This window comes from Geotalea uraniireducens Rf4, assembly GCF_000016745.1.
GTDB lineage: Bacteria > Desulfobacterota > Desulfuromonadia > Geobacterales > Geobacteraceae > Geotalea > Geotalea uraniireducens.
Window position 1 is genome coordinate 1943579 of the sequence record NC_009483.1, and the last position, 22810, is coordinate 1966388.

The 22810-nt window shown below is 41.5% G+C and carries 23 protein-coding genes; all 23 read left to right on the forward strand.

The genetic code is table 11. The annotated features are described in order from the left end of the window. The first annotated feature begins 185 nt into the window (after nt 1-185). The 23 genes from GURA_RS08515 (at nt 186) to GURA_RS24210 (ending at nt 22567) form a co-directional block, all read left to right on the forward strand. Entirely contained in the window at nt 186-1025 is an 840-nt protein-coding gene (locus GURA_RS08515) for an ABC transporter permease (protein WP_011938575.1), read from the forward strand. A gap of 61 nt (nt 1026-1086) precedes the next feature. Continuing rightward, nucleotides 1087-2349 (forward strand): ABC transporter ATP-binding protein, encoded by a 1263-nt coding sequence (locus tag GURA_RS23350; RefSeq protein ID WP_011938576.1) that lies wholly within the window; start codon nt 1087-1089, stop codon nt 2347-2349. Next, on the forward strand, nt 2342-3139 hold the full coding sequence (locus GURA_RS08525; RefSeq protein WP_011938577.1) for a DUF1698 domain-containing protein: 798 nt from the start codon (nt 2342-2344) through the stop codon (nt 3137-3139). The genes GURA_RS23350 and GURA_RS08525 overlap by 8 nt, the downstream gene beginning before the upstream one ends. Before the next feature lie 25 nt (nt 3140-3164). Next, nucleotides 3165-4175: an NAD-dependent epimerase/dehydratase family protein gene (locus GURA_RS08530; protein WP_011938578.1), complete on the forward strand. Its 1011-nt coding sequence runs from the start codon at nt 3165-3167 to the stop codon at nt 4173-4175. Nucleotide 4176: 1 nt separating this feature from the next. Further along, entirely contained in the window at nt 4177-4905 is a 729-nt protein-coding gene (locus GURA_RS08535) for a class I SAM-dependent methyltransferase (RefSeq protein WP_011938579.1), read from the forward strand. A gap of 153 nt (nt 4906-5058) precedes the next feature. After that, nucleotides 5059-5946: an alpha-1,2-fucosyltransferase gene (locus GURA_RS08540; protein WP_011938580.1), complete on the forward strand. Its 888-nt coding sequence runs from the start codon at nt 5059-5061 to the stop codon at nt 5944-5946. A 14-nt stretch (nt 5947-5960) separates the two neighbouring features. Next, nucleotides 5961-6569, forward strand: coding sequence for a hypothetical protein (locus tag GURA_RS08545; RefSeq protein ID WP_011938581.1), 609 nt, complete (start codon nt 5961-5963; stop codon nt 6567-6569). Nucleotides 6570-6786: 217 nt separating this feature from the next. Continuing rightward, a complete protein-coding gene (locus tag GURA_RS24205) occupies nt 6787-8178 on the forward strand; it encodes a hypothetical protein (protein ID WP_011938582.1) in 1392 nt (463 codons plus the stop codon). 64 nt (nt 8179-8242) lie between these two features. Next, nucleotides 8243-9340, forward strand: a complete 1098-nt coding sequence (locus GURA_RS08550; RefSeq protein ID WP_011938583.1) for a glycosyltransferase family 2 protein — start codon at nt 8243-8245, stop codon at nt 9338-9340. Next, nucleotides 9321-10478 carry a glycosyltransferase family 4 protein gene (locus GURA_RS23355; protein WP_011938584.1) on the forward strand — a complete coding sequence of 386 codons (1158 nt, stop codon included), beginning with the start codon at nt 9321-9323 and terminating at the stop codon, nt 10476-10478. Before GURA_RS08550 ends, GURA_RS23355 begins: the two co-directional genes overlap by 20 nt. Nucleotides 10479-10561: 83 nt before the next feature. Beyond that, the gene (locus tag GURA_RS08555) at nt 10562-11779 is read left to right on the forward strand and encodes a glycosyltransferase family 4 protein (protein ID WP_157046160.1); all 1218 of its coding nucleotides are present in this window, start codon (nt 10562-10564) and stop codon (nt 11777-11779) included. Between the two features lie 3 nt (nt 11780-11782). Further along, a complete protein-coding gene (locus tag GURA_RS25105) occupies nt 11783-11905 on the forward strand; it encodes a hypothetical protein (RefSeq protein WP_268741743.1) in 123 nt (40 codons plus the stop codon). Nucleotides 11906-11995: 90 nt separating this feature from the next. After that, on the forward strand, nt 11996-12925 hold the full coding sequence (locus GURA_RS08560; RefSeq protein WP_011938586.1) for an SDR family oxidoreductase: 930 nt from the start codon (nt 11996-11998) through the stop codon (nt 12923-12925). A gap of 164 nt (nt 12926-13089) precedes the next feature. After that, nucleotides 13090-14139, forward strand: a complete 1050-nt coding sequence (locus GURA_RS08565; protein WP_041245362.1) for a glycosyltransferase — start codon at nt 13090-13092, stop codon at nt 14137-14139. Nucleotides 14140-14268: 129 nt separating this feature from the next. After that, complete coding sequence (locus GURA_RS08570) at nt 14269-15159, forward strand: FkbM family methyltransferase (protein ID WP_011938588.1); 891 nt, start codon at nt 14269-14271, stop codon at nt 15157-15159. A gap of 307 nt (nt 15160-15466) precedes the next feature. Beyond that, nucleotides 15467-16669, forward strand: a complete 1203-nt coding sequence (locus tag GURA_RS23360; protein WP_011938589.1) for a glycosyltransferase — start codon at nt 15467-15469, stop codon at nt 16667-16669. A 202-nt stretch (nt 16670-16871) separates the two neighbouring features. Further along, nucleotides 16872-18017 carry a glycosyltransferase family 4 protein gene (locus GURA_RS08580; RefSeq protein ID WP_011938590.1) on the forward strand — a complete coding sequence of 382 codons (1146 nt, stop codon included), beginning with the start codon at nt 16872-16874 and terminating at the stop codon, nt 18015-18017. Between the two features lie 19 nt (nt 18018-18036). Next, the gene (locus tag GURA_RS08585; protein WP_011938591.1) at nt 18037-19179 is read left to right on the forward strand and encodes an N-acetyl sugar amidotransferase; all 1143 of its coding nucleotides are present in this window, start codon (nt 18037-18039) and stop codon (nt 19177-19179) included. Beyond that, the gene (gene hisH / locus GURA_RS08590; protein WP_011938592.1) at nt 19176-19790 is read left to right on the forward strand and encodes an imidazole glycerol phosphate synthase subunit HisH; all 615 of its coding nucleotides are present in this window, start codon (nt 19176-19178) and stop codon (nt 19788-19790) included. Before GURA_RS08585 ends, hisH begins: the two co-directional genes overlap by 4 nt. Before the next feature lie 3 nt (nt 19791-19793). Beyond that, entirely contained in the window at nt 19794-20573 is a 780-nt protein-coding gene (locus tag GURA_RS08595; protein ID WP_011938593.1) for an AglZ/HisF2 family acetamidino modification protein, read from the forward strand. Nucleotides 20574-20595: 22 nt separating this feature from the next. Next, on the forward strand, nt 20596-21786 hold the full coding sequence (locus GURA_RS08600) for a capsular polysaccharide biosynthesis protein CapF (protein ID WP_011938594.1): 1191 nt from the start codon (nt 20596-20598) through the stop codon (nt 21784-21786). A 65-nt stretch (nt 21787-21851) separates the two neighbouring features. After that, the gene (locus GURA_RS08605; RefSeq protein WP_011938595.1) at nt 21852-22220 is read left to right on the forward strand and encodes a GxxExxY protein; all 369 of its coding nucleotides are present in this window, start codon (nt 21852-21854) and stop codon (nt 22218-22220) included. Nucleotides 22221-22429: 209 nt separating this feature from the next. After that, entirely contained in the window at nt 22430-22567 is a 138-nt protein-coding gene (locus GURA_RS24210; protein WP_011938596.1) for a UDP-N-acetylglucosamine 2-epimerase-like protein, read from the forward strand. The last annotated feature ends 243 nt before the right edge of the window (nt 22568-22810 follow it).

A 22810-nucleotide genomic window follows, 5' to 3' on the forward strand; every position in this document is an offset into this window, starting at 1 on the left:
CGCCATCAAAAATCCATATTGGAAAGTCTATCCATGCAGATCGAAACAGTTGCCAGATATACGAAACGGCATCTTTGGGCCCGCAATCTTTGGACAGCCGTGTTGTTTCTTGCTGCAGTCTATCTTGTGTTCCGGTTTATTGCCCCTGTCGTATGCAGATAACACAACAAGAGTAGGGGATTATTTTGTCACGACCTGAATTCGTCATAGCCCCGCCGAAGCGGTGGCTCTCCATCAACTGGCAGGAATTGTGGCGCTACCGGGACCTTTTTCTGGTTCTCGCCTGGCGTGACATTACCGTGCGTTACAAACAGACCGCGCTGGGGGTCGTCTGGGCGATCTTCCAGCCGTTCGTCACGATGATCGTCTTTACCTTTATTTTCAACCGCATGGCTAGCATCAATAGTGGCGACGGCACTCCCTACCCTGTCTTTCTGTATGTAGGGCTTCTTCTTTGGCAGTACTATTCCGGCACTCTGACCAATGCCAGCAACTCAATGATCAGCAACGCTTCCTTGATCCAGAAGGTCTACTTTCCCCGGCTCATCGTCCCTGCGACATCAGCAACCACCGGTCTGATTGATTTGGCTATTTCGGCCGTCATTCTGATTGGCATGATGATCTATTACGGGGTAATGCCGCACCTGGTCGGCATTTTGATCCTGCCTGCTCTCTTGGGATGTGCCGTGCTCAGTGCTCTGGGGATGGGGCTGCTGCTGGCGTCACTGAATATAAAGTACCGGGACGTCCGTTTTGCGTTGCCGTTCTTCATCCAGATCATGATGTACGTCACACCGGTCATCTACCCGGTCAAGATGCTGGACAACTACCCGGTGGTTAAGGGACTAATGCTCTGGCTCAACCCAATCTCGGGGGTTATCACCAACGCCCGCGCCGGACTGCTTGGGCAGGGCTCGGTCGATTTTGGAGTACTAGGAATCTCCTTGTTGATGAGCGTGGTTTATTTTGTCGTTGGCCTTTATTACTTCAGAAGCACCGAGCGGTTTTTCGCGGATATTGTTTGAAAAGTTTAAATCTCAATACTCATTGCTACTGCGATTAACCAGAACCCAGAGACGAGCAAGCATGTCAAAACCAATTATTGAAGTCGAAAATCTGAGCAAATGCTACCGCATCGGCTCCAATAAAGAGCCATACCTGTCCCTGCGTGACGAGCTCGTAAAGTTTGCCTCCCGATTCCGACCAAGGGCCAAGGACCAAGGACAGTCGGAGACGAATTTTTGGGCACTTGACGACGTGAGCTTCTCCGTTCAGGAAGGTGAGGCGATCGGCATCATTGGCCGTAACGGTGCCGGCAAGAGCACCCTGCTTAAGATCCTTTCTCAGATTACGCCTCCAACAAAAGGCCATATAACCATGCGCGGCAGGGTAGCGAGTCTGTTAGAGGTGGGAACTGGGTTTCATCCGGAGTTGACCGGCCGTGAGAACATTTTTCTTAATGGCGCTATTCTGGGGATGAGCCGCGAGGAGATCATAAGGAAGTTCGACGAAATTGTTGCGTTTGCGGAGGTGGAGAGATTTCTTGATACGCCTGTCAAGCGCTATTCCAGTGGCATGTATGTGCGATTAGCGTTTGCTGTTGCGGCTCACTTGGAGCCGGAGATACTGGTAGTGGATGAAGTGCTGGCGGTGGGAGATGCGGAGTTTCAGAAGAAGTGTTTGGGGAAAATGGGAGAGGTGGCGAAAGGCGGGCGGACAGTTTTGTTTGTGAGTCACAATATGGCTGCAGTTGAGTCATTATGTTCATCGGCAATCGTTTTTGAGCAAGGGAGATGTGGTAATATTGGTCCTACAGTTGACAATATTAATAAATATTTGAGCAACATTAAGAGCATTATTGCAGTTCCTCTAAAGGATAGAAATGATCGAACTGGCAAAGGAATCATTCGTTTTACAGATATTCGCGTAATTCAAGATAAACCATTAATTGATCATGATTTATTTAATACTATAGTAGTTAATATTAAATTAGTGAATGGATATGACACAGATGTAAAAGTCCGTCTTGCACTAACAATCAGGACTTCTAGTGAAATAGGACTTGTTTCCTGTGATTCAGCGCTGAAAGGGGAACTTTATACGTTACCTAAATTGGCAGAATCTAGTTTAACGTGTGAAATAATATCGCCACCGCTCAATGCTGGTGAATATTATCTTAATATTGCAATATTTAATAATGGAATAGAACCTGAAGACTGGATTACATCTGCATGTGGTTTCAACATTGAACAAAAAGGTTTTGATGACCATATCAATACTAATCCATTTCCAATATTATCTAAATTTAAGTGGAAAGTTTTAAGTGAAGTGAGGTCAGAACATGTTTAAAACGATCATCAATAGAATGCTAGGCAATACACACAGTACAAATGAAATAATTAATGATTTTTCCATGCCAATGTTCATTGATGGAGAAACAAATATTAATCAATGGATAGATGCTGGAATTAAAGGATTCAAGGAATGGTATCAACCCGTTGATTTTGGAGATGGCATTGTAGCTCACGTTACTACTCCGCCAAGGTGGGAAGCTAGTCCGGAACTTGACAGCGTTAGGGGAATTGCAAAGTGGGATTATATTGTAAAAAAACATATGCCGAGTTTAGTCGGAAAACGTGTCCTAGATCTTGGATGCAATAATGGCGTGTTTTCAATACAACTCGCTCGTTCTGGTGCAAAGGAAGTAATCGGAATAGATAGAAACCAATTAATAAAACAGAAATCTGGTTCAATTTTGCCGATACAAGACGTTATTGCACAAGCTAATTTTGTCAAACAAGCAATTGAGCATAAAGAAAAGAAGAAATACCCAATAACTTATATTGTTCATGATGTCGGCACCTTAAATATGCTGAATCTTGGAAGGTTTGATATGATTCTTGCTCTGTGTGTGGTTTATCATGAGATGAATGACACACCCAAGCTGATTCAAGCTTTATCTTCAATGACTGATCACCTTGTACTACAAACCACATTATTACATAGCGGAGAATTGGCTAAATGGGCATCGCCTCACATTCTAGCTGATTTGTTAATAAAGGCGGGATTTACAAATGTTGAAATTGATTCTCCCCCTGATTATTCATGGCCGATGATTATTGGTAAGCGTTTGAATTAGCAACAAATCTATAAGAGGTGATTAAATGAGCATTCTAAGAAATAAAAGAATTTTAGTTACCGGGGGGGCAGGATTTATCGGGAGCGCCCTTGTAAAACGCTTGGTAAATGAAAATGCAACAGTTGATGTAATAGACAACTTGTGGAGAGGTAAGTTGGATAATCTGTTGGACTCTAATGGGATGTCTTGCATAAACTTAAAGAAGAACTTTTATCATGTCGACTTAACAGATCATAATCAATGCGTTCAATACATTAAGGATTATGATTATGTTTTTCACTTGGCTGATATAGTGGGAGGGATACAATTTGCGTTCAGTAATGAATTATTTATATTCCGTCAAAACATTACAATAGATACGAATGTAGTCTCAGCCTGCATTACAAATGGAATAGGAAATTATATTTATGTCGGTACTGCATGTAGTTATCCAAAGTACCTTCAAATGAATAAAGGCATTACTGCATTGAAAGAAGATCAAGTTTATCCTGCTGAACCTGAGTCAAGTTATGGGTGGAGTAAGTTGATGGGCGAGTATGGAGCAGATCTTGCGCTTAAGTCGGGAAGGATAAATGTTGGAATATTGAGATTCCATAATGTGTATGGACCTGGTGTTGAATTCGAAGGTAATACGGCACAAGTTCTGCCGTCGCTAATGAGAAAGGCCATTCGGTTCCCTCAAGAGGATTTTATTGTTTGGGGAAGTGGTAATCAGTACAGAGACTTTGTTTATATTGATGATATTGTTGAAGGTTTAATCTTAGTTGCTCAACATGGCATGAATAAAGGTGCAATTCAAATAGGGTCAGAAAAATCAGTCACTATAAAAAAGTCTGCTGAAATGATTGTAAAAATAAGTGGAAAACCTATTAAACCAGTTTTTGACATTCAAAGACCAGAAGGTGACTATGGGAGAATTGCTATTTGTGAGAAGGCAAGAAATATACTTAACTGGGAACCGAAGATTGATCATCATGAGGGTTTTAAATTAACGTATAATTGGATACAACAGAAGATTCGTGAAGGACATAAATAAAATGAAAACATTTCTATATAGGATTATCCATAACCTGACCGCCAATAAATACTTAAGAGAAACAGAATTTTGGAAAAATGAAATAAATAAGTATTTAGAATGGTATAATGGACAAATGGAATCGCACTATGAGACACCGTCGCCAAAAGATGAAGAAAAGGTGAAATGTAAAATACTTGAACACAGTGCAATTATGACGTGGTTTAATTTACATCAAAAGCATAAGTATGCAGTCGACCTTAAATTGCCTTGTGACACATTCAGTGGCAAAAAAATATTGGATGTTGGCTCAGGACCTATGCCAAGCGCTGAAGTATTCAATGACTGCGAATTGTATTGTCTCGATCCTTTGCTGCCTAACTATATAGTGGCAGGCTATCCGCTGCATTATTACAAGAAAAACACAAGATTTGTCTACAGCTATTCTGAAGCCACACCTTTTTGTGATGATTTTTTTGATGCGATAATTTCCATGAATGCTTTAGATCATGTAGATGATATTTATAAAACTGCATACGAAATTGAGAGAATACTAAAGCCCCAGGGAATGGTGAGATTTCATGTTCACTATCATAAGCCATCTGCAACTGAACCAATAGAATTAAATGACCGAATAATGCTTGAAGCTTTCAAGTGGTGTAAGAACTTTAATAAAATATGTCAAACTACAGCAAAAGTTGGTTCCGAAGCCGGCATTGGAGAATCATATGTATTATGGAGCAATTTCTAATAGGATTATTGCACGTCTTCAGGGTGGTCACGGGAATCAGATGTTTCGATATGCTGTATGATTACATCTTGTCTTAACACGCAATGTTGAACTTAAGATAGATATTACAATCTTTTAAATGGTACACATATTCATTATGGAGCAATTTCTAATATGATTATTGCACGTCTTCAGGGTGGCCTCGGGAATCAGATGTTTCAATATGCTGTAGGATTACATCTTGCTTTAACACACAATGTTGAACTTAAGATAGATATTACAATGTTTTCAGACTATAAATGGCACACATATTCATTGCGGCCATTTAATATTCGGGAGTCAATTGCTACAGAAGAAGAAATTAAAGCCTTAACGGATGTAAAAATGGACAGGCCGTACAAAAAAATAGATAACTTTTTATGCCGGCTCTTACGTAAATCACAAAAAATTTCTGCAACACATGTAAAAGAAAAACACTTTCACTACGATCCTGATATCTTGAAGTTGCCTGATAACGTTTATCTTGATGGTTACTGGCAAAGCGAGAAATATTTCAAAGAAATTGAAAATATTATTAGGCAAACGTTTATCATTAAGAACCCTCAGCTTGGAAGAGATAAGGAATTAGCCTGCAAAATATTATCGACTGAATCTGTTTGTCTGCATATTCGTAGGGGCAATTATGTTACTGATAAGACTACTAATTCTGTCCTTGGTCCGTGTGATCTGAGTTATTATTCAAACTGCATTAAATCTCTTGCTGGTAACAATAAAGATCCACATTTTTTCGTTTTTAGCAATGATCATGAATGGGTGAGTAAAAATTTAAAGTTGGACTATCCAACTATATATGTTGATCATAATAACGAAGATAAAGATTATGAGGACTTGCGATTGATGAGCCAATGCAAACATCATATTATAGCAAATAGCACTTTTAGTTGGTGGAGTGCTTGGTTGTGCAGTAATCCAGATAAAGTAATTTACGCCCCCCAGAAATGGTTTAGGGTAGATGAATATAATACAAAAGATTTATTGCCATCTAATTGGCTTATCCTGTAATAAATTGGATAATTATGGAAAAGTTTTTTGGGGTAAAAAAAACAAAGTGGAAGCCTTTTATAATAATGGGATGGTTCTTCCTTTGTTGTATTCAGGCAGTACTCAAAATTGCAGAAACAGTTAAAAGGCGCATATGGTCTTATATATGGCCGGGATGTTTTATTTTTGACTATAAGAAGGCCGCGCGTGTTATTGATGTGCCAAGATGTGATTATGCACATATAAAGGCTACCGGTACTATACCCTTAGAATTACTGAGAGTTCGTTTACGCACTCCAGATGGCATTAAACTTCGTAAAATTGAGGAAACTCCTCATTATGTTTGGATTAAATCTATTGTCGATGGAAATGAAAAAGAAGCACACAGTCAAGGGTATAGGGATTATATAAAAATTTATGAACCAAATATGGATATAGAAAAAAGATTAAATGAACTGAGAACATTAGTAGCAGAAATATCGTCATCATTAGATAAATTTGTATCAGAAACAGGAATAATAATATATGTACCTGAAATTACATATAGAGGCGATATCGTATTTTTTATACATGATGGGAACCACAGAGCAGCTATTGCTAAGGCTCATGGCTTAGAGCGTATTGCGGTCTTGTTTATTGCATGAACAATTTCATGTTAATGTCGCTAGTGCTCGAGGTTATTGTTCGTCTCTCCGGATACAATTCTCCGCAGCTCGCTACGACGATAAAAATTAGTAATACTGAGAGATACTCCGCTGCTTACGGCTGGGTGACTCATATTTTAACTTAGCTATGATACCGTAATAAATAAAGGAAGTTAGAAGACACCTGATTCTTGCTCAACGGGACACTAGTACATAAATGCAAATTCTATCAATTTTAATAGTTATTTGTGCATTTTACTTTGCACTAAAATATCCGCCATATACCTTATGTCTGTATATGATATTTTCTTCCCCTGAATCATATGCAATCGGTTTTTACTTTTTGAATCAATATGCTTCGACATTAATTTCAGGAGCCGCTTTAGTTGCTAGCGTTACAAGTTTTTATCGTTTATCGAAACAAATGAATACGGATCATTTCATAAAACGGATATTTTATCTAGCGTCACTTTGCATGTTTATTTCTGCTTGGGTTTGGATCTCGACTATATTTAATTTTAGAAATTATTGGCAATCTATTCTTGACATCACGGAAGCAGGCGCTTTTGGCAGTGTAATTGCGTTTTCTTATTATCGTGAAAAACGTGCTCAGTTAGCATTTATTGCAACTGTTTTATTTCACATCACCTTCAGCTTTTTAATTTACTGGATTAAAAATCCTTATTTGATTAACTTTATTACAATAGTTCATCAAGAATCATCAGATATCTCCAAGCTATTATCATATGGTGTAACAAATGAGGCAACTGTCAGAATTAGCGCCCATTTTGAAAATTCAATTCAACTAGGTTTTTATGGAGCCGTAGGATTAATTATTGGTTTTTATCTTGTAACTGTGCCGAAATGGTGGGCGCGCCTACTAAGTTTTATTTTTATAGGTGTTTCGCTTTGGGTAAGCTACGCAACAGTCGTTCGTTCATTATGGATATTTTTATTTTTGGGATTTCTTTTCCTTATGATTCAAAATTCCAAACAACAGTTACTATCGCAAACGTCGGGATTCATAAATAGAAGATATTTATTGATCAGTAGTATAATACTAACATTTGCTTTGGTTACTGTGTGCATTGCATATATGTCAGATGGACAATCAGATAATAAAAGCATTTATGCTTTATATAACTTTTTTACTGACCTCGCGGGTTCATCCTATGAGGGTAATGAATATAGACGTTCCCATCTAATATCTAGTGCCAATATTATTTTCGAACATCCTTTATTTGGTCTGGGTTCCGTTGAAGCTATCGTACAATCTACAGGAGGAATGGCACATCAAGTTATGATTGCATATGGAGCTATGTTTGGGGTTCCTGTTTTTGTTGCCATAACCATTTTGTGTATTGTATTAGCAAAATCCCTATACATTTACTTGACTAAGCCGTTAAGCATGCCATTGCCACCAACTTGTTTCCATGTCAGATATGGTTCACCGTTGTTTATGTTTGGATGTATTGTACTTGCTGTTGGGTTATCAAACCACTCAGCCGGTAGAATGCTTCAATGGATCTGCTGGTCACTTGCGTGTCTCCCTTGGGTTTATTCAAAAAATACCCATGATAGTGCTATCCAAAACCGGATAGGCAGGTAGCAATCTTCTGTAAACTAAAGGCTTTGCGGAAACAATAATATTATCATTAAGTAGGTTGGTGTACATGACCATTATTAACCGTAAATCCCCTAGTGTAAGTATTATCTTGCCAGTATTTAATGGGGAGAAGTATCTTCAATCAGCGATTGAGAGCTTACTCAGCCAATCCTATGCTGATTTTGAGTTAATAATAATAAATGATGGGTCAACAGACCAGTCTTTAGCGATAATGACGAAATATTCTATTTGTGATAAACGCATACGGATATTGAATCAAGAGAACAAAGGCCTTATTTATGCACTAAATAAAGGAATCGATTTATCGAGAGGCGAATACATCGCAAGAATGGATAGTGATGATATTTCACATCCTGACAGACTAAAACATCAAGTTGCTTTTTTGGAGAGAAATAGAGATGTTGGAATAGTCGGAACTTACATTGATCTCTTTGACGAATTCAATCACACAGGGATTAAATTTGCGACAAAACCTGAAGAGATTAGAGCAAAACTATTATTCGGGTGTGAATTGGCGCATCCAACCGTCATGATAAGAAAAGTATTTATAACAAAGTATGATTTGAGATATGACATAAATGATCTACATGCCGAGGATTTCGGGTTATGGGTTAGATGCTGTACTTATTTTAATATAGCAAATGTCCCCAAAATATTGGTAAGGTTAAGACAGCATAACTCCCAAGTGACTAAGGTTTATGGCTCAAAAACAATTCAAACATCCATGGAAATTATACTGAAGCAACTACTTCAATTAGGAATTACAGTAACGCCTGCTGAGTTGTCAATACACACAGAATTATGTTATGGGTTTATGCCCGGAACATCTAACGATTTAATAAGTGTTGAAAAATGGCTGCTAAAGCTTTTTGATGCTAATAAAATCACCCAAAAGTATAACAGTGATATGCTATCAAAAATAATATTACATAGATGGTACATAGCGTGTATTCAGTATAGTGGTAGAAACTTGAGGACTTGGAGATATTTTTACGCATCTATTATATTTAAACAATTATGTAATGGTTTTATTTTTCCCGGTTACCATGTTTTATCAGATTTGACAGCCCGCATTATAAATTGGTCAATTTGCCATGTTAATTTCTCCAAGCCAGGAAGATGCCATGTTGAACTCAAACAATAGCAATCTAACTTTATTTGTTTACGGAGGAAACGGTGGCAGTGGCGGTTTAGTAAGTTACTGCAAAGGGTTATTCGGTTCGAGATCTGTTCCTTTAGATATTGATGTATTTTTTATATGCTCACCGGAATTCTGCAATGAATTAGGGCCCCTAGATTCGAATGTTCGAATTATACAGCATTCGTGGATTTCAAATAGTAACCGATTAAAACGTCTTATTTGGCATTTGTGGATTTATCCGCGATTGATACTAAAAGAACATGTCGATGTTGAGTTGTATGTGTCTGGATCCTTGCCTTTATATCGGCGCATTTTTCATGGGGGCGCCATAATCGCAACTACGTGCCATAACCTTTTGCCTTTTGATCTAAAGGAGATTGAAAGACATCCTTTAAATCCGGATTATAGAGCGTTCCTGAGGATCAGGAAAGAACTTAAACGTTCTCTCCAACAACTCGCAGGCATAATTTTTATTTCCGAGCATTCAAAGAATGTTGTTTTGGAACAACTTATAACCAATCCTGAATACGCTGTAATACCACATGGACTAGAGGAGAAATTTCGGTTGGAAAGGCCACGGTCATATGTAATTGGTGAACCAGTGACCTTGCTGTACGTCTCTCCAGTATTTCCATATAAACACCATGATAGCGTTGTACGCTCTGTTAAATGGGTACGGGATATGACTGGGCGTGATATACAACTCCGTTTGGTTGGCGGAGGTGGCCACTCTGCAGTGCGAGAACTTGAGGCACTGATTAAAAGTGAACATGCAGAATCTTATGTGACGCTGGTCGGAAATTTAGGAAGAAAAGAATTGAGTCATGAATTAACCAGTACTGACATCTTTGTTTTCGCCAGTTCCTGTGAAGCATTTCCTATAACATTATTGGAGGCGATGGGCTTCAGATTGCCAATTGCTTGTTCGAATCGCGTAGGGATGGACACTATGTTGCGTGATGCTGGAGTCTATTTTGATCCTGAAGATGTATCGTCTCTATCTCAAGCAATTATTAAGCTATTGTCGAGCGAAGAAATGCGCCGTGATTGTGGTGAAAAGGCTTTTACATATGCTCAGGAATACACATGGGTGAATTGTGCAATTGAGACCTTCCGTTTTTTATCGACATTAAGCAGATAATCAGAACTGACTGTAATCATTCGACAATATAACATGATGAGATCTATCTAGGCTACGTAAAGGTAATTGTTTTGAGAATTTTAATGGCTGGCACATTTTCTTTTCCGGAAGGGGGCGACGGAGCCTCACGCGCACTACATATGCAAGCCAAGGGACTGGCCCAGGCAGGCCATGAGGTGCTCGTGGCCGTATGCTGTGGAACACTTGAGGGTAGAAAATCCGACCTGGATGGTTTTAAGGTAAAGAGTTTCGTATCTTCGAGCAAAGATCGTAAAGGAATGGTTGCACCTTTTTTCTGGATTTATGGTCAATTGGGAATGCTGCTCTATTTGTTATATGTGACCCTTGCACGCAGATTCGATACTATTATTTATTATGGAGCTGCCCCAGTTTTCGCGATAGCTGCTGTTGCGGGTAAGTTTTTAAAACGTCATACTTGCGTTGTTGAAGGTGATTTGATGGCTGTTCGTTGGCAAAAGTTACTTTTCAACTCCGAAGAAATCTTAGCAAGAAACGTATCACTGATAATAGTTGGCGGATCATCAGTTCTTGAACAGCATTTTACAAAGATAGCTCCAAATACAAAATGCTTGAGATTGTGGCCACCCACTGACACGGACTATTTTGGTTCTGGGAGTTCTATACGTGCAAGGAAAAAACTGAATCTGTCCGATGCACCGCTAATAGTATATGCTGGAGCTATCAGTAAGTTGGAAGGGGTAGATGTTTTAATCGAATCAATGAAGTATGTCATCGAAAAGTGCCCTGAAGCCAAACTCATAATTGCCGGTCCTATCGTGGAGCATGACGCAATTATTGGGAAGCCACTCGATTACAAGGGACTCGTTGAAGAGCTAGGGTTAGCAGGTGTAGTGTTTTTTACTGGCAAACTACTGATGCCTGAGGTGGCTGACCTTTTAGCGGCAGCAAATGTTTTAGTCAATCCCAAAGTCGAACATCCTGCAAATTGGGTGGCCGCCCCCATCAAGATTGGTGAGTATCTCGCATCTGGAAGCCCAATTGTAACTACAAGCGTTTGCGAGCTTGAGGTATGGCTATCTGACAGGCGTGATGTTTTATTCTGTAAGGCTGGTGACTCAGTGGAACTGGCAAAAGGTATATGCGATATACTAACCGACACCGTTCTGTCAGATCAATTATCTCGTCAAGGTGTCATAGCATCTCGTCGTGTGTGTGATTTTCGTGTTTGGGGTATAAAAGTTATCGAGGCAATCGAAATGGATAAGGGGGGGCAAATGAGGACATTACCAAAAAAGATGCCCCTTGGGAGGAACTGGTAATGCATGATTGTGGGTGTTGCTTATATTTCGGCTGATGCACTTGATGTAGCATTGAAGGATGCCTTTCCGAAGACATTGAAAGAACTGAAAACCATGGGGATACCCTTAGGCTTGCAGCACAGATGAATTGATTAACACGAGTGGCTTTTTGGACGCACCGAGATGCCGTTGTTTATAGTGAATGATTAATCGAAATACTATAAGCTTGGAGTAGTTATGAGAACTTTAGTAACTGGAGGAGCCGGGTTTATCGGTTCCAACCTTGTAAAGCAACTGCTTAAAGACGGACATGAGGTGACAGTGCTGGACAATCTTCTTTCCGGCTACCGTTCCAATATCGCCACCTTCCCAGAGGTGTGCCTTATTGAAGGAGATATCCGCGACGATGTTGTTGTTGCTGAGGCAATGAAGGGTGTGGAAGTGGTTTTCCACTTGGCAGCTTCGGTAGGAAATAAGCGCTCCATTGACCATCCGATCCTAGATGCAGAGATCAATGTTATTGGCACACTGAAAATTCTTGAAGCAGCGCGTAAGTTCGGCATACGAAAGATCGTCGCTTCTTCTTCGGCTGGGATCTTCGGTGAACTGAAAACGCTCCCCATTAAAGAGGACCACCCAGTAGAGCCCGATTCACCATACGGGAGCACGAAACTTTGTATGGAAAAGGAGTGCCTCTCCTATGCAAAACTGTATGATCTGGAGGCGGTCTGCCTTCGCTATTTCAACGTATACGGCCTAAACCAGCGCTTCGATGCCTACGGGAATGTGATTCCGATTTTCGCTTATAAGATGCTTCGGGGGGAACCGTTGACTATTTTTGGGGATGGGGAGCAGACCCGTGATTTTCTTGACGTGCGAGACGTGGTACAGGCCAACATAAAGGCTGCTATGACATTGGGGGTTTCGGGTGCTTTCAACATAGCCAGCGGAAGCAGGATTACGATCAACCGTTTGGTTGAACTTCTTAGTGCGGCTTCCGCCATAAACCCGCTGGTCCAGCATGGCCCGCCGCGTCCGGGGGATGTGATGCATAGTCTCGCAGACATCCGCGCGGCTCATGAAGCATTTGACTTTACACCTGAGATTAATTTAGAGGATGGGCTCAGGGAATACATGGTTTGGGTAAAAGAAGAAGCAGAGATTTGAATTAGTGTCTGCCTTTAGTCTCTACCCCTAGAAGGCAAATAAATGGCTTTTTCGGATGTTTGAGAAGACCCCTGCAGCAGAGTCCGCAGGGCGTCAAAGTCAGAATAAAAGCAGACAGTGTGCAATAATTATGAATGTGCCAAAATAAAGGACCGTTACGTACGATGAAAATTTTATATCTCTATTCTGAAGTAATGCCTTATAATATTCCTGTTTTTGAGAAATATGTCCAAAAGTACAATGCAGAGGTACATGTAGTTCATTGGGACCACAAAAAACTTACACCATATAAATTACCCAAATTAGATAATGTTATTTATTACAACAGATCTGATTACACAAAACATCAGCTAAAGCAATTGGCAAATAAAGTAAAACCTGACATCGTTTACATTAGTGGATGGATGGACAAAGATTATTTGGCTGTAGTTAAGAACATTAAAGATCAAGGTGTCCCGGTAGTGACAGGTTTTGACGATCAATGGAAAGGTGATTTTAGACAGCGATTGGGATCATTTGTATTTCCCTTTCTATTGAAAAAGTATTTTAGCCATAGTTGGGTTGCTGGTCCTAGTCAATTTGAATTTGCTAAACGACTAGGCTTTAAAGATAGTGAAATTATATCTAATCTTTATTCATGTAATACGCTTTTGTTTAATAAGGCGATGGAGTATCTTGAAATAAAAACAAAAAATTATCCTAAATATTTTCTTTATGTCGGCAGATTTGTATCGGTAAAAGGAATTGATTTACTTGTCGATGCTTATAAGAGTTATCAGTCAAAGTATAACGGCAATTGGAAATTAATTTGTATTGGTAACGGAGATTTAAAGTATTTATTTGAAAACAACCCAGGGATTGAAGTTTTTGATTTTTTAAACCAAGCTGAAATATTGGCAATAATTAAAAGGGCTGGTGTTTTTATATTGCCTAGTAGATTTGAACCATGGGGCGTTGTTGTTCATGAATTCGTCTCTGCTGGTATGCCTTTAATTTTATCAGAAAATGTGGGCGCTAGGTCAACCTTTTTAATTGACAACTTTAACGGGCTTAGTTTTACGAATAATTCAGCCGAAAATTTAGCGAAAGCGATGTCCACTATTTCAAGTAAAACTGATTCTGAATTAATTGAAATGAGCAAAAATAGTTTTTTTCTATCTAATAAAATCAATCCTGAAATAGTTGCTGCAAGCTTTATGTCAATATTAATTTAATGAAACCCCTAATCAACACATCCAAACATAATAAAATATAATATCACGACAATAACGCTTTAAAGTTTATTATAAAAATCATTTAACGTTGGAAGGCAAAGCTAGGAGCGACCAAAGGAGAGCCAAAGAATGTCACTTTTCGGTACTCTGAAACTTATAGTCAATCACCCACTCAACAAAGAGCGCAAAATTCGCTCGGTTATCAAGTGGGTGAAGTGGCAAGTTGGAAGTCGGTTGGTCCCTGGTGAAGTTGTTTATAACTGGATCAATGGGGCAAGGGTTATTGTTCGGCCCGGTGAAACTGGCTTTACAGGGAATATCTACTGCACGCTGGATGAATTCTCTGACATGGCGTATGTACTACATGTTATGACCCCAGAAGATTTCTTTGTAGATATTGGAGCTAATGTGGGCTCATACACAATTCTTGCTTGTGCGGCAAAGGGCGCAAGAGGATATTGTTTTGAGCCAATACCCTCAACCTTTCAACGTTTGGCGGCCAACATTCGACTGAATGACTTATCTTGTCGCGTCGAGGCATTCAATTTAGGTCTATCTAATAAGGAAGGAGAACTTGTCTTCACTTCTAGTGAAAATTGCACAAATCATGTTGTCACAGATGGTGAGAAAGCAATGAGTGTAATAAAAGTAAAAGTTGTATCATTAGATACAATTCTTAGTGGCCTATCACCATCTATGCTCAAACTAGATGTTGAAGGCTTTGAAACTCTTGTACTCCAAGGCGCACATGAGACTTTGAGTAATCACTCGCTGCATTCAGTAGTTATGGAATTAAACGGAAGTGGATCCAGATATGGTTTTAGCGAGGCGCAAATCCTCAACAAAATGAAGGATTATGGTTTTTCTACTTATGTCTATAATCCTTTTATCAGAGAGCTTATGACCTTGGACGGAAAGCAAAACCATTCAGGAAACACTCTATTTATACGCAATGAGAGAGATGTCAGCGATAAACTTCATAAATCGCCACGAATACAAATAGGAAATTTACAATTGTGATCACTATCCAATTGAGTAAACACCTGGCGCATTATCTGGCGTCACTTCACAGAAATGGGGACCTTGCTTGAACATCTGCCATGTTGTTAGCTCAATATCGCGCTTAGACCTGGCGTTTCGACCTTTGTAATGTTGATTCTGTATTGAAGGTGGCAGGATGTGCGTTTACTGCAACCCCCGGATCAACTTGTTGCCGAGATGGGGCGCAAGTCCGTTGAGCGGACGAGAATCTAATGGGATACCGCGAAGTCGATATGCACTTTTCTTGAGACGGTCCTTAATTGATGGGTGGCGGATCATTATCCAAATGAAGAGTAATATTTTACATATTCTCCCCTCCTTCGGCCCGAAATCTTTTGGGATTGGTCCGGTTGCTCTGAATTTGCTTCGGGAGCAACGCGAACTCGGTTTTGACGCCAGAATATGGTGTCTGGATCTGGATAACGAAGCGGATCTCCGATGGGACGTTTTCTCGCGTGAATTACCAGACACTTCTATTCAAATATTCCCACGCTCTTGGCCTACTCTTTTTCGCTATAGCCTTGCCATGGAAAGGGCGGTATCCAGTGATACCGGCCGAAATATATCAATAGTTCATCAGCATGGTATCTGGTCCGGCATTTCCCGAACTACCAATATTATGCGGCAACGCTATGGGACCCCTACTATAGTCGCCCCACACGGCTCTATTGAGGGATGGGCGCTTAATAAGTCATGGTGGAAAAAGCGACTTGCTCTTGCTTTTTATGAACGAAAAAATCTTCAGTCTGCGTCCTGTCTCCATGCCTGTTCGCATCAGGAGGTTGCCGGTTTTCGAGAGTTCGGTCTTTCAAACCCCGTAGCAGTTATCCCCAATGGTATAAGCATGTCATGGTTGAAAAGCGAAGGTAACGGCATAGCATTCCGACGACAGTTCGGTATTCCTGAATCAAAACGGATTCTTCTCTATTTATCTCGGATTACCCCAGTCAAGGGGCTTCCGATGCTTATACAGGCTATTGGTTCTATGAAACAGCAGATGACGGACTGGGTATTGGTGCTTGCCGGGGCAGACGAGTTCGGGCATTTGAAAGAAATACAACAGGCTGTGTTAAATGCCGACTTGCAACATTCTGTGATGTTTACAGGAATGCTCATGGGACAGATAAAAAGAGATGCATTTTCTGCTGCTGATCTGCTTGTCCTTCCTACGTTTCGAGAGAATTTTGGTATAGTTGTGGCGGAGGCTCTGGGTGCAGGTGTGCCTGTCATAACCACGAATGGTGCTCCATGGGAAGACTTGGTCACCCACGGCTGTGGCTGGTGGACGGAAATTTCGGCTGATGCACTTGCAGTAGCATTGAAGGCTGCCTTTTCCAAGACATCGAAGGAACTGAAAACCATGGGTGAACGTGGTCGAGAACTGGTTTCAACTAGATACACTTGGACTATATCAGCACAGATGACTATTGAACTGTACGAGTGGCTTCTTGGGCACAAAGAGAAGCCAATGTTTCTGGTTACTGATTAATCGTAATATTGTTTACTACGGGGAGTTATCATAAATTCAGTAATTTAAGGCACCAGGTTTATTGTTTCAAAGCCTGATAAACAACTGTGCGTTGACTCATAATAAAAGGTAACCGAAAGGTGGGTATCGTTGCCTCAAGATTGCGGTAACCGAAGCGTTGTATGATATTCCAAGTTGTAATATACGCACATAAGGTGCAGTCATGTCCGGCATAGTTATCGGCATTGACGCCTCTCGCAATCGATCTGGTGGCGCGATAGATCATATTATCGGTATTCTATGCGAGGGGGATCCGCTTGCGTACGGTGTTCGTAAGATACACATCTGGTCGTACAAGCACCTTCTTGATAAGCTGCCTGATGTGGCATGGCTTGTTAAGCATAACCCATCTGAGTTGGAGCTATCGTTATTTAGGCAAGTTTGGTGGCAGTATTTCCATTTACCGGGAGAACTGCGCAAACATGAATGCGATATCCTATTCGCTTCTGATGCTGGCACAGTTTGTTTATATCGTCCAATGGTAGTCTTCAGTCAAGATGCTTTGTCTTACGAGCCAGGGGTTATGAAGCATTTCGGTTTCACGTTGGCACGATTACGGTTGGTATTGTTATATTTTGTTCAAAATAGGTCAATGAGGTCTGCAAATGGAGTGATTTATCTCACGAAATATGCGGCAGATCTGATTCAGCGTTCCACTGGTAAGTTAAAGCGGATTGCCATAATAGCGCACGGCATAGACAAAACATTCAGTCAACTAAACCCACAAAGACCATGGCCGGAAAGTAGTGATCAACCTATTCGCTGTATATATGTTTCTAATGCGGAGATGTACAAGAATCAGTGGGTGGTTGTGAGAGCGGTGAAGAAACTTCGCGACCGTGGATTTAATATTGAACTACTGTTAGTCGGTGGAGGTGCGGGCCCTGCACAGCGATTGCTTGATGATGAAATCACCTTTTCAGACCCTGGTGGTTCATTTGTTAAATCAGTCGGATTTGTGCGTCATGAAGAGTTGCCATATCTTATTGCTTCGTCGAATGTTTTCATTTTTGCCTCAAGTTGTGAAACTATATCAATTACTCTCATGGAAGGCATGTCTGTGGGGCTGCCTATTGCCTGCTCCGATAAGGGACCCATGCCCGAGGTGCTTGGAGACGGTGGGGTTTATTTTGATCCCAAAGACGCAGATTCTATTGCTGCGGCCCTAGAAGATATCATTGTTAACCCAGACCTGCGTGTATCCATCGCCAAACGAGCTAAAGAGTTATCGAAGCAGTACACCTGGGAAAGGTGTTCCGCTGAAACATGGAGATTTCTCAGTGACTGTGCTGTAAACAAGGTGACTTGAGAGCTATTGGAGGGGAAATATGAGCACTCGACAATATAAAATCTGCACTAATTGTATTATGGATACAAGCGATCCTCGCATAACGTTTGATGAGCGTGGCTGGTGTGACTATTGTAATAATTTCCACAACAATATCCTTCCTAACTGGCATCCTGATGTCCAGGGAGAAGCAGAACTGATGAAGGTCGCGGCCCAGATACGCAAAGATGGCGAGGGGAGAGATTTTGACTGTATCATTGGCTTAAGTGGCGGTCTTGATAGTTCCTACTGTACCTACATAGCAAAAGAGAAAATGGGGCTACGCCCCTTATTGTTTCATGTCGATGCTGGCTGGAATACAGATCAAGCTGTTGGTAACATTGAAAAGCTGGTTGATGGTTTAGGTCTGGACCTGTACACAGAGGTTATTTATTGGGAAGAGATGAAGGATCTTCAAGTTGCTTTGCTTAAGTCTCAGATAGCGGATCAGGATATCCCACAAGACACGGCTTTCTTTTCCATGCTCTACAAATTTGCCAGGCAGCATAAAATTAAATATGTGCTTACTGGTGGAAACTACTCAACTGAATGTTGTCGTGAACCCGAAGAGTGGGGGGCTTATCCAGGTATCGACAAGACCTTAATTAACGATATTCACTCCATGTTTGGAAAGTTGCCGTTAACAACATTCCCTATCGTTGATATTTTCGCCTACAAGATTTACTACAAATATGTTTTTGGAATGGAAGTTTTCAGACCACTCAACTATGTGCCGTACGTAAAGCGAGATGCGGAGAAAAAACTTGGTGAACTTTTTGGGTGGGAGCCGTTTCTACATAAACACCATGAATCGCGTTTTACCCGTTTTTATGAAGATTACTGGATGCCACGTAAATTTGGCTATGAAAAACGCCGTGCCCATCTTTCCAGCTTGATTATGACCGGGCAAATGACAAGGCAAGAAGCACTTGAGAGAATTGCCAAGCCTGAGCTTGATGAACATTTCCTGCAGCGCGAGTTTGAGTATGTTGCGCATAAACTGGATTTGTCCGTTGATGAACTGCAACAGATTTTCGATGGCGAAAACAAGACCTATCATGAATATAAAAATAAAAGATTTTTAATAGGACTCGGATCAAAGGCAATGACCATGCTGGGACTCGAGAAAAGGTTGTTCAGATGATTGCAATTATTGATTACGGTTTGGGTAATATCCAGGCATTTGTGAATGTTTACAACCGTCTTGGTATTCCTACCGCCGTCGCAAAGACTACATATGAACTGGAAACTGCGAATAAATTGATTTTGCCTGGAGTGGGGGCCTTTGACCATGCCATGGTGTTACTTGATGCCTCCGGCATGAGGCAGGCACTGGACCATTTGGTTCTCAGCAAGAAGGTGCCAATACTTGGCATTTGTGTAGGTATGCAGATTTTTGCCAAATCAAGTGAGGAAGGAAAGTTGGATGGATTGGGTTGGATTCCTGGCCGTGTAAGAGCATTCAAATCTGTGCCTGGCGCTACTGATTTACCTTTGCCGCATATGGGTTGGAATGATGTCCACGTAACTGGTGAACATAAGTTGTTTAAAGGACTTGAAGAAGAGACTCGCTTTTACTTTTTACATTCATATTTCTTTGAGAGTTTGCATCAGGACTCTGTCATTGCAGCCGCTTCTTACGGCATTGATTTTTGCTGCGCTGTACAGTCTGGCAATGTGTATGGGGTGCAATTCCACCCTGAAAAAAGCCACCACTTTGGTACTGATCTGCTAAAGAATTTCGCGGAGTTATGAGAGATGTTAAGACCCAGAATCATACCATGCCTGTTGATTCACAAAAACGGGCTTGTGAAGACGGTTAATTTCAAATCACCTAAATATGTGGGTGACCCAATCAACGCGGTCAAAATTTTCAATGAGAAGGAGTCGGATGAGCTGATTGTTTTGGACATTGACGCCACAGTCAATAACGTTGAGCCAAACTATAAAATGATTGCAAATTTGGCAGCTGAGTGCCGGATGCCTCTTTGTTACGGCGGCGGTATACGCACTGCCGTGCAAGCAAAAAGGATCATAGGCCTTGGAGTTGAAAAAGTAGCCATAAGTACAGCAGCCGTAGAGACCCCGCATCTGGTTACTCAAATTTCAGAAGAAATTGGCCGCCAAAGTGTTGTGGTTGTTCTGGATGCCAAAAAACGTCTGCTAAGCAAGGACTATGATGTTTACACACATAACGGTATAAAAAAATCAAAGCATAGCGTATTTGAGATAGTGTCTCAGATCGAAGCGTTGGGCGCTGGTGAAATTGTCATCAATTCAATTGATAACGACGGGCAAATGAAGGGTTATGATCTTGAATTGGCTAGACAAATTAAGAAAATGGCACATATTCCCGTTACTATTTTAGGTGGGGCCGGGTCGCTGAAAGACATCGGCGACTTGATCCGTAATTGTGGCACAATTGGTGCCGCTGCAGGTAGCTTGTTCGTGTTTAAGGGCGTGTATAGGGCTGTGTTGATAAATTATCCCAAGCAAGCTGAAAAGGATGATCTTATCCGCGCCAACTATCCGTTTTAATAACATTGTACTTAGAGGTATTATGAAGACAGTTCTGATTACCGGTTCTAATGGCTTTGTCGGCAGAAACCTGACCGTCTCTCTTACGCAGCGTAAGAATGTAAAGGTTACCGGCTTCGATGTCGATGACGATCAGACTGTATTGTCATCCTTGGTGGCGGGGGCAGACTTTATCTTTCACCTTGCGGGGGTCAATCGTCCGCAGAACGTCGAAGAGTTCACCACAGGGAATACCGGACTGACGCAGACGATTGTTTCACTCCTGCAAAAACAGGGTAAAAAGACACCGCTGGTGATCTCCTCTTCTTCCCAGGCGGCACAGGACAACCCTTACGGCATCAGCAAGCGGGATGCCGAAGATGCCGTCTTCGCCTACGGCCGTCAGACTGGGGCACCGGTATATGTCTACCGCCTGCCGAATGTCTTCGGCAAGTGGTGCCGCCCCAATTACAACAGCGCCGTCGCCACGTTCTGCAACAACATCGCCAACGATCTGCCGATCCAGATTAATGATCCGAACATGGTGATGAACCTGGTGTTTATCGACGACGTGGTGAATTCGTTCATTGCTGCCCTGGACGGCAGCGTGGCGGTGCAGGATGACTTCTGCCAGGTGCAGCCGGTTCATACAGCCAGGCTCGGTGAGATTGCCGCGCTGATCCACTCGTTCAGGGAGAGCCGCGAAGATAGAAGCATCCCCGACATCTCTGACCCGTTCACCAAAAAGCTCTACAGCACCTACCTCAGTTATCTTCCTGTTGGTCAGTTCAGCTATCCGCTGAAGATGAACGTGGACGAGCGGGGGTCGTTCACCGAGTTCATCAAGACACCCGACCGGGGGCAGGTTTCGGTGAACATCTCAAAGCCGAGTATCGCCAAGGGGAATCACTGGCACCACACCAAGAATGAAAAGTTTTTGGTGGTGAGCGGGGAGGGCGTAATTCGCTTCCGGAAAGTCGGCAGCGAAGAGATTATCGAGTATAATGTTTCCGGCGAAAAGCTGGAGGTAGTCGACATTCCGACCGGCTATACTCACAGTATCACCAATACCGGCGAAACCGATATGGTCACGGTCATGTGGTGTAACGAGATGTACGACCCGGAAAAACCGGATACGTTTTTCGAACCGGTAAACCTGTATTTAACAGGGATGAAGGGGATACAAGGGATAACGGCAAAAAACAAGACAAAGACTCTTGGTTTAAATTCATAAAATGATAAGTCTTTATGCTTTATGGGGTTATATCCCCTTAATCCCTGTAAATAAAGGGTTCGCTTATGATTCATGAAGAACTCACCGAGAAAATTCTTAAAGCCTGTTTCGAAGTCAGCAATGAACTTGGTTGCGGATTTCTTGAGTCAGTCTATCTAAAAGCCCTGTTGATCGCTCTCGCGCAAACAGGTCTGAGAGCTCAGGCACAGACACCACTGACAGTTATGTTTCGCGGTCAACCGGTCGGAGATTTCTTTCCGGATATTATTGTTGAAGACACAATATTGCTAGAGTTGAAAGCGGTAAAAGCGCTTGCGCCGGAACATCTTGCCCAGGTTATGAATTACCTGAAAGCAACTGGAATTGAGGTTGGATTTTTAATCAACTTCGGGACACCCAAACTTGAATACCGCCGCTTCGGCAATCGGTTTTAGCAACAGCACAAAAGTAAAGGCAACTTAACAGGGATGAAGGGGATGCAGGGGATAACGGCAAAAACAATAGATGCAAGCTTTTGGGGTTAAACCAAAAAGAAGTTTCTGTGGTTTTAAGATTTCATCCCCTTTATCCCTTTCATCCCTGTGAGATAAAGGTTTTTGCAGTAGTTTTCATGCGTGAATATTAGTGGCTGATAGAGGTGATTATGAAAAAACTGAAAGTAGTAACAGTAGTCGGTACCCGGCCGGAGATTATCCGCCTCTCCCGTGTGCTTCCCAAGCTGGATCAGTACATGGAGCACATCCTTGTCCATACCGGCCAGAACTACGACACCCAAACTTGAATACCGCCGCTTCGGCAATCGGTTTTAGCAACAGCAGCATAAAAGCAAAGGCAATTTAACAGGGATGAAGGGGATACAAGGGATACAGGCAAAAACCAAAGACTGTATACTTTTGGGTTAACCAGAGAAGTTCATATTGTTTCTGCTTTTCGAGTTTTATCCCCTTAATCCCCTTCATCCCTGTGAGATAAAGGTTTTTGCAGTAGTTTTAATTCGTGAATATTCATGCCATTCGTGGCTGAT